The organism is Sphaerobacter sp. (assembly GCF_019683595.1).
Taxonomy (GTDB): Bacteria; Chloroflexota; Chloroflexia; order Thermomicrobiales; family Thermomicrobiaceae; genus Sphaerobacter.
The window spans coordinates 1-14,725 of record NZ_JADGHZ010000085.1 but is presented as its reverse complement, the minus strand read 5'-3'; the positions used below and the strand labels follow the sequence as shown (position 1 = coordinate 14,725).

At 67.2% G+C, this 14,725-nt stretch carries 13 protein-coding genes; 7 read left to right on the top strand and 6 right to left on the bottom strand.

All coding sequences use genetic code 11. The features are described 5' to 3' along the window. Positions 1 to 1,254: ABC transporter substrate-binding protein (locus IRZ30_RS10300; RefSeq protein WP_294084951.1), on the bottom strand; the 1,254-nt coding region annotated here is incomplete at its 3' end. A gap of 592 nt (positions 1,255 to 1,846) precedes the next feature. Here IRZ30_RS10300 and IRZ30_RS10295 point away from each other — a divergent pair. The 3 genes from IRZ30_RS10295 (at position 1,847) to IRZ30_RS10285 (ending at position 3,271) form a co-directional block, all read left to right on the top strand. Continuing rightward, positions 1,847 to 2,362: a CpXC domain-containing protein gene (locus IRZ30_RS10295; RefSeq protein WP_294084950.1), complete on the top strand. Its 516-nt coding sequence runs from the start codon at positions 1,847 to 1,849 to the stop codon at positions 2,360 to 2,362. Beyond that, positions 2,359 to 2,715, top strand: coding sequence for a DUF488 domain-containing protein (locus IRZ30_RS10290; RefSeq protein WP_294084949.1), 357 nt, complete (start codon positions 2,359 to 2,361; stop codon positions 2,713 to 2,715). The genes IRZ30_RS10295 and IRZ30_RS10290 overlap by 4 nt, the downstream gene beginning before the upstream one ends. 91 nt (positions 2,716 to 2,806) lie before the next feature. Continuing rightward, positions 2,807 to 3,271: a hypothetical protein gene (locus IRZ30_RS10285; RefSeq protein WP_294084948.1), complete on the top strand. Its 465-nt coding sequence runs from the start codon at positions 2,807 to 2,809 to the stop codon at positions 3,269 to 3,271. Positions 3,272 to 3,362: 91 nt separating this feature from the next. On the opposite strand, the gene IRZ30_RS10280 is transcribed toward IRZ30_RS10285, so the two are convergent. From IRZ30_RS10280 to IRZ30_RS10270, 3 genes are all read right to left on the bottom strand, one after another. Beyond that, positions 3,363 to 4,502, bottom strand: coding sequence for a universal stress protein (locus IRZ30_RS10280; protein WP_294084946.1), 1,140 nt, complete (start codon positions 4,500 to 4,502; stop codon positions 3,363 to 3,365). Positions 4,503 to 4,771: 269 nt separating this feature from the next. Further along, positions 4,772 to 5,551: a DUF3800 domain-containing protein gene (locus IRZ30_RS10275; protein ID WP_294084945.1), complete on the bottom strand. Its 780-nt coding sequence runs from the start codon at positions 5,549 to 5,551 to the stop codon at positions 4,772 to 4,774. Positions 5,552 to 5,749: 198 nt separating this feature from the next. Beyond that, on the bottom strand, positions 5,750 to 6,007 hold the full coding sequence (locus tag IRZ30_RS10270) for a GlsB/YeaQ/YmgE family stress response membrane protein (RefSeq protein WP_294084944.1): 258 nt from the start codon (positions 6,005 to 6,007) through the stop codon (positions 5,750 to 5,752). A 239-nt stretch (positions 6,008 to 6,246) separates the two neighbouring features. Between IRZ30_RS10270 and IRZ30_RS10265 the strand changes: the two genes are divergently transcribed. Next, positions 6,247 to 6,660, top strand: coding sequence for a DUF1634 domain-containing protein (locus IRZ30_RS10265; protein WP_294084943.1), 414 nt, complete (start codon positions 6,247 to 6,249; stop codon positions 6,658 to 6,660). Positions 6,661 to 6,662: 2 nt separating this feature from the next. Then, positions 6,663 to 7,511: a sulfite exporter TauE/SafE family protein gene (locus IRZ30_RS10260; RefSeq protein WP_294084942.1), complete on the top strand. Its 849-nt coding sequence runs from the start codon at positions 6,663 to 6,665 to the stop codon at positions 7,509 to 7,511. 125 nt (positions 7,512 to 7,636) lie between these two features. On the opposite strand, the gene IRZ30_RS10255 is transcribed toward IRZ30_RS10260, so the two are convergent. Continuing rightward, positions 7,637 to 8,227 (bottom strand): nitroreductase family protein, encoded by a 591-nt coding sequence (locus IRZ30_RS10255; protein WP_294084941.1) that lies wholly within the window; start codon positions 8,225 to 8,227, stop codon positions 7,637 to 7,639. A gap of 129 nt (positions 8,228 to 8,356) precedes the next feature. Next, positions 8,357 to 9,205 (bottom strand): fumarate hydratase, encoded by an 849-nt coding sequence (locus IRZ30_RS10250; RefSeq protein ID WP_294084939.1) that lies wholly within the window; start codon positions 9,203 to 9,205, stop codon positions 8,357 to 8,359. Between the two features lie 205 nt (positions 9,206 to 9,410). On the opposite strand from IRZ30_RS10250, the gene IRZ30_RS10245 reads away from it, so the two are divergent. Further along, positions 9,411 to 13,337, top strand: coding sequence for an Ig-like domain repeat protein (locus tag IRZ30_RS10245; protein ID WP_294084937.1), 3,927 nt, complete (start codon positions 9,411 to 9,413; stop codon positions 13,335 to 13,337). A 385-nt stretch (positions 13,338 to 13,722) separates the two neighbouring features. Further along, positions 13,723 to 14,725: AAA family ATPase (locus IRZ30_RS10240; RefSeq protein WP_294084936.1), on the top strand; the 1,003-nt coding region annotated here is incomplete at its 3' end.

Sequence of the window (14,725 nt, the reverse complement as noted above, 5' to 3'; positions counted from 1 at the left end):
GATGATCTCGGTCCCCGGCTGAATCCCGGCCTCCTGCAGCAGTTGCTTGGCCTTCTCCGGGTCGTACGGGTAGGGCTGGATGCTCGGATCGACCTGCGGGTTGATCTTGGACAGCGCGCCGGCCATGCGGGTCGCGTGACCCTGGAACACCCCGTCGATGATGGCATCGACGTTCACCCCGTAGTTGACCGCCTGGCGCACCCGCTTGTCGGCGAAGATGCTGCCCTCGCGGTTGTTGACCAGCGCCACGTAGTTGACCCGGGACGAGGGGATCTCCTCCGCCCGGGCGATGCCGCTGCTGTTGACGCGCTCGATTGCGTCGACCGGGACGTCCTTGATGATGTCCACCTCACCCGCCAGCAGCGCCGACAGCCGCGAGGAGAACTCCGGGATGTAGCGGAACTCGAGCGTCTCGATCGCCACCGGGCCACGCCAGTAGTCCTCGTTGCGCTCGAGAAGCAGGTGCTCGTCCCGCACCCACTCCTTGAACTTGAAGGGCCCCGTCCCCACCGGGTTCTGGGAGACGTACTCGATGCCCTTCTCCTCCAGATACTTCGGCGGGATCGGGTAGAGGTCCGCCAGGCGGGTCGGCAGGATCGGGTACGGCTCGGAGGTGGTGAGCCGCACCGTCATCGGGTCGATCACCTCGATCTTGGTGATGGGCTTGTAGCGCTCCAGGTAGTGGCTGTTGTTGTCGGGGTTCAGCGCGTACTCAAGCGAGACCTTGATCGACTCGGCGTCGAACGGCTCACCGTTGTGGAACTTGATGTCGTCGCGGACGATCTTGATCTCCCAGGTGAGGTCGTCGATCGAGGTCAACTCTCCCAGCCAGGGACCGATGCGGAAGTTGTCGTTCGGGTCGCGCCGCAGGACCGGGTCGAAGATGTTCTCGATCTGCCAGTTGGTCGTGGCGTCGACGATGGTGTTGGGGATCAGGGTCCGGGCGTCGGCGCCGAGCGCAATGACCAGGCGGTCAAGGGTGCCACCGCTGCTGCCGCTGCCACCGCTGCCCGACGAGCCACCCCCGGTCGGAGTCCCGGAGCTGGTGGGCGTCTGCGCGCTGCCACCCGAGCCGGATCCACCGGTCGTGGTGGTCGTGTCGCTCTCACTGCCGCCGCCGCACGCTGCCAGGATCGCCGCGATGGAAGTGGCGCTCAGCCCGAGCGCCGCGGCGCGCTTGATGAATTCGCGACGGCTCGTCCGACCCGTGAGTAGGTCGTAGACGATCCCATTGAAGTCGCGAGGGCTCGACATTGGAGTCCTTCCTCCTCCTCGAATGAGTCCAGGACGCGTGAGACGTCCCACTCTCCCTGTACCGCGCACCGATGCGTGGTCAGCCATCGCCCCCGGAAAGCTGGCGGCGCCGCTTCCTACGCCGGTTTGGTTCGCAGCCCAACCCGGAGCCCGGTGCCGCACCACGGCCGGTGAGCCCCGGTTCGTGCTCATTCGAATGCTGTCGCCGTGACGTCATGCGGGATGGTGTGCGATCCGCTCCCCCGTGTGCCGGCACCCCGATCAGCAATCCGGTCCACGCCTCTCCCCTCGTGGCCGACTCTTGCTTGGGTGACGTGGATGGAGGTGAAACGTACGTGCTCCGGCAATCCCAGGTGTGTACGATAGTGGCGTTCGCAGCCCCAGTCCCAAGACAACGAGTCCTATATCAGGCCGCATGTTAGCAATCGGGAGGCATGCCTGTCAACGAACGATCCCGTCGCTGCGGCCTGTTTCTGTCATCCAGCCGGTTCACTCTCTACGATCCGCTCAGAACATCCAGCCGATTGCGCATCTCTCGGCATATAATGCGGGGTGTCAACGGATCCCGCTCGACGATGCCGGTGAGGGATGGATGGTGCTGCAGACACAGTATGCTTCGGTCGATATCCGCTGCCCCCACTGCCGGATCACCTGGGAGGTGCCCGTCGCCCGGTACGTCAACGTCGGGACCGATCCCGATGCCCGGCTCGGCATCCTTCTCGGCACCATGCACCGCAGCCGCTGCCCCGGCTGCAAGCGTGAGCAGGCGGTGGAGTTCATCTTTGACTACTACGACCCCGAGCAGAACCTCGTCGTGCAGATCCGCCCGGAGTGGGAGATCCGAGCCGGCGGCGGTGAGGACTGGTACTGGAAGCGGTACGAGGACCTCGTCCACGCGTACGCGTCCCATGACGTGCGGGTGGACGTCGTCTTCGGCTTCCAGGAGATGATCGACAAGTATCTGGGCGGGGAGGAGGCCGTCGCCGCCGCGAAGCGGGAGTGGGAGGCGCGAAAGGCGAGCGCCAAGCCCGCTTCCGAGTCGGACGCCCCGCCGGAGGAGGCGGCGGGCGAATCCGGCAGCCAAGTCACGGAGGGAACTGACGCATGATCCGGCTCAAGCGTGCCTACGATCCTCCCAGCGCGGACGACGGTATCCGCGTGCTGGTCGATCGCTTCTGGCCGCGGGGCAAGTCCCGCGAGGCGCTGGCGCTCGACCGCTGGGAGCGCGACCTGGCGCCGAGCGCTGAGCTCTGCAAGTGGTTCAACCACGTCCCCGAGCGCTGGGAGGAGTTCCAGGAGCGCTACGCGCAGGAGCTGCGCGACCCCGGCAAGCAGGCCGCGTTGCAACAACTCGTGGAGCAGGCGCGCCAGGGCACCGTCACTCTGGTCTACGGTGCGCGCGATGAGGAGCGCAACCAGGCGGTCGCCCTCAAACGCTATATCGAGGAACACGTTGCCTGACCGGCCGCTGGTGTGCGACAACGTTGCAGCGGGAGTAGCATCCTACGGAGTCGCCGAGTGACGTGAGGACGGGCGGATTAAGGAGGACCGCATGAGCCGAGATCTACCGGCACTGCCGCCACGGGTCGAGATCGAGCCGGTATCGGCCGGCGGGCGTCTGCGTCGCTGGCTCCGATCGCCACTGGCTGCGGCGGCTTCGGAGGTCGCGCCCGACCTGGTGCGGCTGGCCGCCGAGCGCGTGGCGGCCCCGCGTGTCGGGCAGCGCGGCGATTCCCACCAGCCGCCGCCCGGGGCGAGCGGCGTAGACGTATCCGAGGTGGAGATCGATCTGGCGGCGCCGTTCGTCCGCCGCGTGGTCGTGCGCAGCGCCAGCGCCTGGTCGGTGTCGCCGGACGTCTTGCAACCGTCGCGCCGACGGCGCCGGGTGGGGCGCCTGGGTCTCGGCGCGGCGAGCATCGCCGGGCTGGCGATGCTCGGTCTGGCCGCGTCCCGCCGGTTCCCGCTGAGCTTGCCGGACGGCCGGCCCGGAACCCGCTGGCGCGACGGCGAGCGCTGACCTTCCTCCGTGCGGAACCCGCACACGCCGGGGCGAGGGATGTGCTCGCCCGCGCCGTTTCCGCCCCAGGAGTGGATCCGGCCGTGGGTCGCTATCCGGACGCTTCGTCCCGCTTCTCGGGCAGGTCGCTGCGGCGGATCACACCCACGAGCCGCGAGCGCCAATCCACGACCGGGAGCATCTCGATGTCGTGCTCGCGCATCAGTTGCTCCGCCTCCGCCAGCGTGGCTCCCTCGCGCACGGCCATCACCGGCGGGATCATGACCTCGCTCACGAGCCGCGGCTCCGACGGGGCCGCCGTCGCGTCCGCCGGGCGCGCTGCGTCAACCTGCACTGATGCCGTCGGATGGTGCAGGAAGAGCGGGACGCGAGTCTCGCGCAGGACTCGCTCTGGCACCGAGCCGAAGACGACCCGTCGCAGCCCTCGGCGCGAGTGCGTCGCCATCGCGATCATGTCGGCTCCGCTATCCTGCGCCGCGCGGTCAATCTCCTCTGCCACGCGCCCCGTCCGCACCTCTGCCTCGGCGGTAATCCCGCGGTGGCCGAGACGCTCGATGACGCCCGCGAGGTACGCGGTCGCCCAGTCGCCCGCCTTTGCCATGTACTCCTGCGCCGTGAAGCCCGGGTGGAGGGTTGGTGGCTCGATCACGTGGAGGAGGTGAAGTTCGAGTCCCTGCGGCCCGAGCACCGTCAGCACGTGCTCAATCGCCTGCTCGCAGAAGCTCGAGCCGTCCAGTGGGACAAGAATCCGCTGGAGCCGTGCGGTCTCCGAGCCAGTGACCTCGCTGCTCACGGGTACGACGATCGTCGGGCATTCCGCCTCATGAACCACCCGGTAGGCGACACTCCCAAGCAACGCCCGCTGCAACCCCGTCCGAACGTGGCTGGTCATCACCACGACCGGATCGTCGATGCCTTGGATCAGATCCAGTATCTCCGATGCCGGGTCGCCGACGCGCACCACGACCGTCGCCCGGCCCTCGGGGAACGTGCGGGCGATCTGCTCCAGGAACTCACGCCGCTCCTCGACCCAATCCTGCCGCACGGAGGACTCGAGGCCCAGCGCGCCCACGAGCGCAGCGTACTCGCGCGGCACTTCGATGACCGACACCAGCGTCACGTGCGCGTCGCTGCGTGCCACGAGCGCGCGGGCGATGGGCAGCGCCTGCTGCGAGACCTTGGCGACGTCGAGAGGCGGCGCGACCAGGGGGACGACGATTGACCTGCTCATCCCTACCAGCCCTCCCGAGAATGCCCGGCCGCACATGCCGCGGCCAGCGGCCTCGCCTCCAGGCTACCGCACGTCCGTGGCCATGTCGCAGCACCCCGACGCGGAAATGTCGCAGAATCGTGTCAGAGGGCAGATGGAGGTACTGTCTTGACACGTGGATACCGTCCGTACAGTTGACTTGGAGTGCAGGATGGGTGTAGGATGAGGCTAATCCAGAGTTGCTGGAGGTGGAAGGCAGTGCCTTCGCGGCCCTTCGGGGCCGTTCATCATTATGGCAGCCACTTTACTCCCCAACCCTCGATCTTCCCTGAGGGACTCCTGCGATACTTTCCTTGTTCAAGCAACGCGGCGATCTTACTGTTGAAGCCGGTTAGCGGCTTGATCCCGCGCATATCCAACACGAACCGATAGCTCGGGTAAGCAAGCAGGTCCGCAAGTTGCAGCCCAGCCACGTTCGCTTGCTTCGGTTTGACTTTCAGTTCCCGGCTCGTGAGGTGCTTGGCGAAGACGGTAGAGGCGACAGACGAGGTTCCCTGCTGCAGCAGGCGTGCGAACGCGCCCTTCAGTCGCAGATCTTCCCGCTTCCCGCGCGACTCAGCCATGACGTCACCGACGGCACGCTGCTCCTGTAACCAGCGGACGTACCGCTCGAGGAGGATCGTGAGCGAGTAGTGGTACGGGTCGAATCGCCAAACCTGATACCGCTCAAGGTGCTCTCGCTTGTCGATGACCACTGTCATCGCTGTGAACTCGCACTGGTCGATCAGGGAGATGATATCCTGGCCGAACGCCTGTTCCACACGGGGATCGCGCAGCGTAGCGAACGGACCTCGGTGGTTCACGATGTCTTTGCGGTGCAAGATGATCGGCTCGTCGGGGTGGGAATCGAAGTAGGATTGCTTCAGAGATTCCAGTTGTGGAAACAGCCAGTCAGAAACGTGGTCAAGCCGGATGATGATCCCGGTCAGGCTCAAGTAGCGGTGATCCGGATTGCGAGACGTACCCAGACCTGAATTTCCGACTTCGTCGATATACAATCGGCACTTCATCGCATGATCCCTGATGGGTGATCAACCCTGAGAGGTCACTTGCGACGAAGTGTACTGCTTCAATGTCCAATTGAGCAGGTGCATCTGCTCTGGTGCCGTGCGCGGCTTTGGAAAAGAACCGGCGCTCGGGCATGCGGCCCACACAACAACCCCGGGAGCATGCTCCCGGGGTTGTTGCAGGCGAGCGTGGGAATACGGTCAGGCTCGACTGGTGATGGCTCGGTAGATAAACAGGAGGATAATCGCCCCAATAACCGCCACGATGAGCGTGCCGATATTGAAGCCTGCGATGAAATCCGCGCCGGTGATCAGGCCGTAGATCAGCCCGCCCACGAACGCGCCGATCACACCGACGATGATATTGGCCAGCCATCCCATCTGGGCGTTCGTGCCCACGATCATGCTGGCGATCCAGCCTGCCAATGCCCCGATGACGATCCACGCAATGATACTCATGCGGGACGATCCTCTCTACTCCGCATGACGACCAGTGCTGGCCGGCCATGCTCCGCGCCGGGGAAACAGTGCGCATCGCTCGCTACGCCCAGAGGGAACCCAGGCGTTGGTCTTGACGCACTGTTCCTACTGTTCAAAATGCAATGGGCGTGCCAGGACTGCGCTCGCGTGCTAGAGTTTGTTCGGTCATCATGACCAGCGCAGACCGACCAGCGTGGTGAGGAGGGGTGGACCTGCCCGTGTTCGGAGCAGCGCAGGAGCAGAGCGACACAGCCGGTGAGCCGGTGTCAAGACAGCGACCGGCGATCGCACCGGAGTTGCGGCTGCGCCTTGCTCGTGGCCTGCGGATCGTCACCCTGATCGGGATGGCGTTCCTGATTCTCGGTACCGTCGTCAGCCTGGTGCAGGTTGGCGACCTGCCGCGCGCGACCGTGCCGCCGTCCGACCTCCCGGAGCGGCTCCTCGCGTTTGACGCGCAAGCCATCGTCAGCCTCGGGCTTCTTACGATCCTCTTCGCTCCCGTCTACGGCCTCATCTCCCTCGCCTACGGATGCCTGCGGCAGCGTGACCGGCTCTACGCCGCCGCCGCCGGGCTCGTGCTGACGATTCTGGTGCTCAGCGTGGTGATCGCGCTGGCGACACGGGGAGCGTAGATGTGAACCTGCTGACGGAGCTGGGGATCCTGCTGACGGCGACCGGAGCCGGCGTGCTTGGCTCGCTGGTCGGGCTGGGGGGCGGCGTCTTTGTGGTCCCGATCCTCTCGGTCTTCTTCGGTATCCCCCTCAAGACGGCGATTGCGGCGAGCGGGGTGAGCGTCGTCGTCAACTCCGCGGCCGGAGCGTCGGTGTACCTGCGCGACGGGATGCCCAACATCCGGCTGGCCCTGTTGATGCTGGTGCCGACGACCGTCGGCTCGATTATCGGCGGTCTGCTTGCGGTGCACAGTTCGCCCAATGCGCTGCGGATCGTCTACTCGGTCTCGCTGTTCGGCATGATCATTGTGATGGCGCGCCGCGGGGCGCGGCCGTCACCGCCGCCCGCGGAGCGCGACCCGCTGGGGTTGACCGCGAGCTACTACGATCGCGCCATCGACGGCGGCACCGAGGTCTGCTACACGCCGCGGCGGCTCGCACCCGGCATGAGTATCAGCGCCGGAGCCGGGATGATCTCGGGGATGCTCGGCATCGGCGGCGGCGCGGTCCAGGTGCCGGCGATGAACGCCATCATGCAGGTGCCGGTGAAGGCCGCCACGGCGACGAGCACCTTCATGGTCGGGCCGACCGTCGTCGCGAGCGCGCTGATCTATTACCTGAATGACCTCATCGATCCGGCAGTGGCGATCCCGGCGGTGCTCGGGATGATGCTCGGGGCGCAGTCGGGCGCGCGGCTTGCCCGCCGGACCCGCGGCGCGCTGCTGGTGCGCATCCTGATGATCATCCTCTTCTACCTGGCCAGCACCGTCTTCTTGCAAGCCCTCGGCATCAACGTCCCCGGGGCGAGGTGAGGTGCGTTATGCGTCAACCGTCATGCGTCCCCCTCACCCCCGGCCCCTCTCGGACGGAGCCCACCAGGGGAGAGGGGAGCACCACGGGTGACGTATGACGCATGACGCATCACGCATCACGTTCCTCACCACCGCTCCCAGTGGACCACCTCTTCGAGCGGCTTGCGGCCGCGCTTGAGTGAGGGCGAGGGAACGTCCGGCGCCGGGTAGCCGATCGGGATGACTCCAACCGGGGTCACCTCCGGCGGGATGCCGAGCAGATCCCGAAGCGCCGCCGTCTCGGGGATACCGGCATAGCCCGCAGCCAGCCCCTCGTCGACCACCGCCAGGAGCAGCGTCATCACCGACATGCCGATGTCCATGAACCAGAAGGGCACCGGCCACTCGATCTCGGTGCCGTCGGGTCGCAGCTTGTCTGGCTCCTGGTAGCGCGCGTGGTAGGCAGCCTCGCTGACGCAGGGGATGACCTGGACCGGCGCCTCGGAGATCCAGCGGTGGCCGAAGCGTGCGACGTACTCGTCCTCCCCGCAGAGCTTCCCGACCGCCCGCCGCATGTCCGGGTCGGTCACGACCACGAACGATTGCCCCTGGGTGTAACCCGCGCTGGGCACCCGCCGGGCCAGGTCCAGCATCCGGGTTACCACGGCCGGGTCGATCGGGTCCGGCTTGAAATGCCGCACCATCCGCCGCTTCCGCACGACCTCCGCGAACTCCATCCGTCATCCCTTCCCTGTGCGTGATGCGTCATGCGTCCCCCTCACCCCCGGCCCCTCTCCCACCAGGGGAGAGGGGAGCACCACGGGTGACGTATGACGTATGACGCAACACGCAACACATCCCACGCCCTAAATCTCCACCTCCCGGTGGCGGGCGGCTGGGCCGCACTGGAGGTTGACCGCGACAGGCAGGCTGGCGATATGGCAGGGGGCCGAGGCAACGTGCACCGCCAGCGCGGTGATCCGCCCGCCGAAGCCGTGTGGGCCGATGCCGAGGCGGTTGATCGCGGCCAGCAGCTCTGCCTCCAGCTCCGCTTCCTCCGGATCCGGGTTCTCGCTGCCGATCTCGCGCAGGAGCGCCTGCTTGGCCAGCGTCGCGACCCGGTCGAAGGTCGCGCCGATCCCGACGCCGACGACCACCGGCGGGCAGGCGTTCGGCCCGGCGAGCTGTACCGTCTCCAGTACGAAGCGCACGATCCCCTCGCGCCCGTGGGCCGGGGTGAGCATCGCCAGCCGGCTCATGTTCTCCGCACCGCCCCCCTTGGCGAGGATCGCGAGCCGCACCCGGTCGCCCGGCACCAGGCGAGTGTGAATGATGGCCGGTGTGTTGTCCCGCGTGTTGCGTCGCGCGGTGAAGGGGCGCTCGACCATCGACTTGCGCAGGTACCCCACGTGGTACGCCTCGTGGACGCCTCGGTTGATCGCCTCCTCGAATCCGCCGCCGACGAGGTGGACATCCTGGCCGACCTCGGCGAAGACGACCACGGTGCCGGTGTCCTGGCACATCGGCACTCGGTCCGCCTCGGCGATGGCCATGTTCTCCAGAATCTGCTCCAGCACCTGCTGGCCGAGGGGCGAGACCTCCCGTTCCCGTGCCACCGTGAAGGCCCGACGCACGTCCGCCCCGGCGACATAGTTCGCCTCCAGGCAGGCGTCGCGTACCGCCTCCGCGATCCGGTCGACGTGGATCTCGCGCATCTCACCGGCCTCCGTTCGTCTCCGGTCGGTCAGGGCACGGCCGGATTGTACTCCAGCGCTGGCGTGTCGGGTTCGGGCGACGAACCCGCGGCGATTTCCGGTTTGTCCGGGTTGTTTGTCCGGGTTTGTCTGTGGACATCGTGTCCGCGCCCGACCAGATTACGTGTAGTGACTCTCGTCATCATGGCGATAGAGGAGCATGCCCATGAAAGGCGTCATTGCCATCGCTCGTGCGGTGATCGCGGCGCTGTTCCACGGCGGGGTGCGTCCTGGCTCCCCTGCCGGCCGCACGACGGTGCGCGGCGCGGGACTGCATGAACCGGGCCCGCGGCGCCGCAAGCGGTTCGCCTCGAGGGGGCTGATCCTGTTCCTGGTCGCCGTGATGGCGCTGGGTCCGAACCTGCAGGTGGCCTCGGTGCGTGCTGCCGATCCATCTCCGCCGCTTATCAGAAGCGGGCCATGGGCGTCGATGCAGGAGAAGGCCATTCAGAACGTCCTGACGAGCCACGGTCTGCCCGCATCCGACGCCTGGGCCGTCAAGTCCTGGGCGCGGAACGATGCGCTCGCCGAGCTGTGGGCCCTGGTGGTCGAGGCGATCAAGACCGAGGCCAACGAGCGTACCCCAGAACAACAAGCAGCCGTCGACTGGCTCACCGGCCTCGTCCGTCAAAAGCGCATGCAGCAGGCCCGGTACGCGGGTCAGGAGTACGTGAAGTGGGCGGGGTACAGTCAAGAAGCCTTCGACGATCTCGTGGATCAGTACTACGACGCGGTCGCGCGCGGCGAGGATACCACGGATGAAAAGCAGGCTCTGAGGAACTACCTGGAACTTCCTCCGCTGAACTACGGCATGTGCAATGGCGGGTCGTGTGTCGGCTTGACCCTGCGGCAAGCGCAGGCCCAGGCCCAGGCCGGCTACTGCGTCTACCGGTCGCCGGCTCCCTACCAGACGGAGTATCAGGGGAACATCTTCCGGGGGACGAACAGCGTCATGCCGGCCGACTGCGTTCAGCCGGGAGGCGGCATCGGCGGCATCATCGGCACCCCGCCCCCCGTGCCGGAATACGACCAGTTCGTGAAATGGGGGGAGGCCCGCGCCAACTACGAGGCCATCAATAACCCCGAGTTCGCCATAACCTTCCGCGACATCGCGCTCGTGGTCGGACTCGGCACCGTGACCGCGGGGATGGCCGTTGCCGGCACGCTTGGCGTCACGCTGGCGCCGGTCCTGGCCGGGACGGCATTCCAGCTCGCGGTTTTTCCCCATGCCGGGTGGGTCAGCGGTTTGTCGTCAGCCACGCTGGCCGCTATCGGGTCGCCCGCGACGAACTCCGCTGCCGTCGCCGCGGCCAACGCCGGGGCGGTGAGCGCCGCGGGCGTGGGTGCCATCGTGGCCGCGGTGATCCTCTTCGTCGTCGTCACGACCATCCACCTGATTGACCTCGTCACCATTGAGCAGTTACCCGGCAAGATCCACACGTTGATTGTCGAGGCGCCGACCAAGTCGTACGACATCCGATCGATGCTGGATGATAAGGATGAAGTCGGCGAACTCTACAGCCTCTTCGTGCAGGCCACCTTGCCCTTACCGATGATCACCGAGGCCTGCGACAACAGGATTCTGTCGCTTAACAAACCGACCTGCCTCAACCCTCCACCCCCGCCGCCGGCCAACGCCCAAACCGATCCGTTGTTCATGGTGAGCGTGAACGGCGGGCAAGAGACTCTCCAGAACACGATCACCTGGTACAACAAGACCACCGAGTGGACGACGACGGCACGCCTCAAAGGGGTCTGGTTCATCCAGACGGTGACCGATTCCGAAGGCAACACGCTGTCGGTGGTGACCAACGACGGGGAGGCGAGCCAGGAGATCCAATCGCTCCGCATCATGTACACCGACTGGGATGATAAGGCGCAGTACGCCTGGCTGGTCCGGGACGCGCAGGGCGCGTACAAGTTCGTGTCGCTGGCCGGGGACAGCGGCGCGTCGCTCAACGCGGAGACGTGCGACCAGGACGGGATCTGCGCGGTCTCCGACAGCATCCGCTATATCGACCGCGATGGGAACGAGTACGAGGCCAGAGTCGTGCCTCCGCCGGTCCCGGTCATCGATCCCGCCTCGATCAGCCTCTCCCCGGCGAACCCCGTCCAGGGACAGGAGGTCGAGCTCCGCGCGCAGGCGACATCGCCCATCGGTGCCGCGCTCACGTACCGGTGGGTGATCAAGGACAAGCCGCTGGACGATGTGTTGCACTGCACCATCGTGGACGGCTCGTTGGTGTGTGGTGGACACACGGTCACTGTCACGGGGAATCCTGCGAAGTACGTGTTCCCCACTAGCGGTGAGTTTGAGATCCGACTGGAGGTGACCGACTCAGAGGGCCGACGGGCAACAACGGATTTCAAGGTCAACGTGACGGCGGTACCGGCCGAAGTGCACCTCCTCACCCCGTGCTCCGACTTCCTGCCATGTGCCCCCGGATTCTTCAACAACGTGAAGGTGCCGCTGGGGACGGCGACCGTCGTGAAGGGTTGGATCCAGCACGCCGGCCCGCACGACGTGCTGGCGCTGACGGTCGACTGGGGCGACGGAGTGTCGAACGTGACCACCAATACGGCTCCTCCGTGCCCCCAATGTAACGGGATCGTGTTCCTCTCGCCCACGAAGATGGAGGACGGCTACCATACGGCGTTCGAACTGTCCCACACATACGGCCGGCCGGGCCATTACACCGTGACGGTCACGGTCGAGTACCCGTCCGGCACGACGGATACGGCGACGATCACCGAGACAGTGCTGCAGCCAACGACGACGTCGGTCACTGCCGACCCCAACCCCTCGATGGTGGGGCAGGCGGTCAGCTTCACCGCGGCGGTGTCACCGGTGCCCACCGGCGGGACGGTCACCTTTACGGACGGGAATACGATCATCCCCGGCTGCGATGCCCTGGCGCTAGCGACGGACGGGACGGCGACGTGCACGACGGCGGGGCTGAGCCTCGGCGAGCACAGCATCACGGCGTCGTATAGCGGGCACGACTTCTACGACGGAAGCTCCGGCACGGTGACGCAGCGGGTGGACAAGATCGCCACCAGCCTCGGGCTGGCGGCGCAGCCGAGCCCCTCGGTCTGGGGGCAGAAGGTCACCTTCACCGCCACCCTGTCGACCACCCTACCGGGTGCCACCGCGCCGAGCGGGACGATTGGCTTCACCGCGGGTGGGGCGAGTATCCCCGGGTGCGAGAGCCGCCCGCTGGATCCGACCACGCTGACGGCGACCTGTACGACCGCGGCGCTGAGCGCCGGGGAGCACACGATCCGCGCCGCCTACAGCGGCGATGCCACCTATGCGCCGAGTGAGGCGCCCGCGTTCACCCACACCGTGCAGCAGGCGGCCTCGCAGGTCAGTCGCGTGACGGACCGCCCCGTGGTGACCGCCGGGGAGCCGGTGACGCTCACCGCCACGGTGACGGTGCTGCCGCCCGGCGCCGGGGTGCCGACCGGCACGGTCACCTTCTTCGCCGGTGCGACGCCGCTGGGCACGGTGACGCTGACCTCGAATGCCGGCGTGGCCACCGCCACCCTGACCACCGCCAGCCTCGCCGCGGGAACGCACGTTATCACCGCCGCCTACTCGGGTGACGCCAACGTCGCCGCCAGCACGTCAGCCGCCCTGACCCAGTACGTCAACACCGACCTCAGTGCATACCGGAACAGTCAGGGGATGCTTAATCTGCAGAAGGCTCAACTCCCGGGGGCCACGTTAGTGGGGGTGGATTTAACCGGCGTCTCGCTGCGGCTGGCCAACCTGGCAGGGGCCAACCTGCGCGGGGCTCGCCTGGTGCGCGCCGATCTGGCCGGAGCCGACCTGCGCGGCGCCGATCTCACTGATGCCGATCTGTCGGGGGCGCTGCTGGGTGCGGCACGCCTGACCGGGGTGCACTGGGGCAATACCACCTGCCCGGACGGGACCAACAGCGACGCTCATGGAAGCACGTGCGACGGCCATCTTCTGCCGACGGCGCGGAACGACGTCGTGGGTCTGGTGGCTCGCCTGGTGCAGGCGCTGTTCCGGCGGCTGCCCGTCGTGCCAGGTGGGGTGGCAGTCGGCTGGCCGATCCGCCGGTAGCGCCTCGCCTGGATCGTCCGATGCGTACCCACATCGGGTAGACGCTCGTGCATCTGCCGTCCTGAGCGGAGCCGGGCCTCCTCCGCTCCGTCGTCTACCAAGCCCGGCTGAGTCGAAGGATCGCCCATCCCGGCTGCATCACAGCCGAGCCTTCCTTCGACTGAGCCGCCTGTCACCCCCACGACGGGCGGCTCCGCTCAGGATGGCAGATGACAGAGGAGCGTCACGAAAACGAGCAGTCGCGCATGTCGGGAATGACCGAAGGCGACACTTGACATTGTGAGTCAGGCTATGGTACGCAACGAATTACGCGATACCAACGTATCGCCGCCTCGATGGTGGTTCGCCGGCGCGCTGGGGACGGCAGCGGGGGACACGCCGGGTCGTGTACGCAAGCGAGCAGACACAAGGCACCAGAGCAGGGCGTCCGACCCGCGGGGAGTTGCTGCGGCGCTATCGCCGGCTGGCCGGGCTCACCCAGGAAGCGCTCGCCGAGCGAACCAACTACAGTGTCGACTACATCAGCAAGCTCGAGCGCGGGCAACGCCGTCTTGCCGCGGCGGCGCTCGATCGCCTGGCCGAGGCCCTCGGCCTTGGTGAGGCGGAGATCGCGGCGCTGCGGGGAGCGCGCGGACATCCCGACGAGCCGGAGACGGTGACCCGCCCGCTGGCCGGACGCGAGCGCGAACAGGCCGAGTTGCGGCGGCTGCTGGCGGGGCCTGGTCCCTCGGTTCTTCTCCTCGTCGGTGAGCCCGGTATCGGGAAGACCCGCCTGCTGGACGAAGCCGAGGCGCTGGCCGCTGAGGCCGGCTGGTACGTCGTTCGTGGTGGTTGCCAGCCCCGCACGCTCGATCCGTTTGCCCCGCTCACCGACGCACTCATGACGTCCCTGGGGCAGCCGGTGCCGCCAGACCGACCTGCGGTGCGGCTTCACGCCGAGCGGCTCGGCCGTCTCTTATCGGCGTTTGGCGACGACGATGCCGGATCGCCCGCCGGCAACGGCCAGGACGCCGCCCAACTCCGGCCCGAGTCGGCGCGTCACCTCCTCTTCCGGGCCGTCACCGATTACCTCCACGCCGTGGCCGGTGAATGCGGCACCCTCCTCATCCTCGACGACCTGCATTGGGCCGCCCCCGACGCGCTCGACCTGCTGCGGTCGCTCGCCTTCACCGCCGATAGCGCGACGCTCCGGATCATCGGTGCCTACCGCGACACCGAGACGCCGGCGGACGCGCCGCTCGGCGCCGTCATTGCCGACCTCGCCCGAGCCTCACTGGTCCGCGTGCTGACGCTCGATCCGCTCGCGGAGGCGGAGGCCACGCAGCTTGTGACGCAGTTGATCCCCGCGGAGGACGCGCGGCGGCACGCCCTGGTGCCGGCGATCGTGC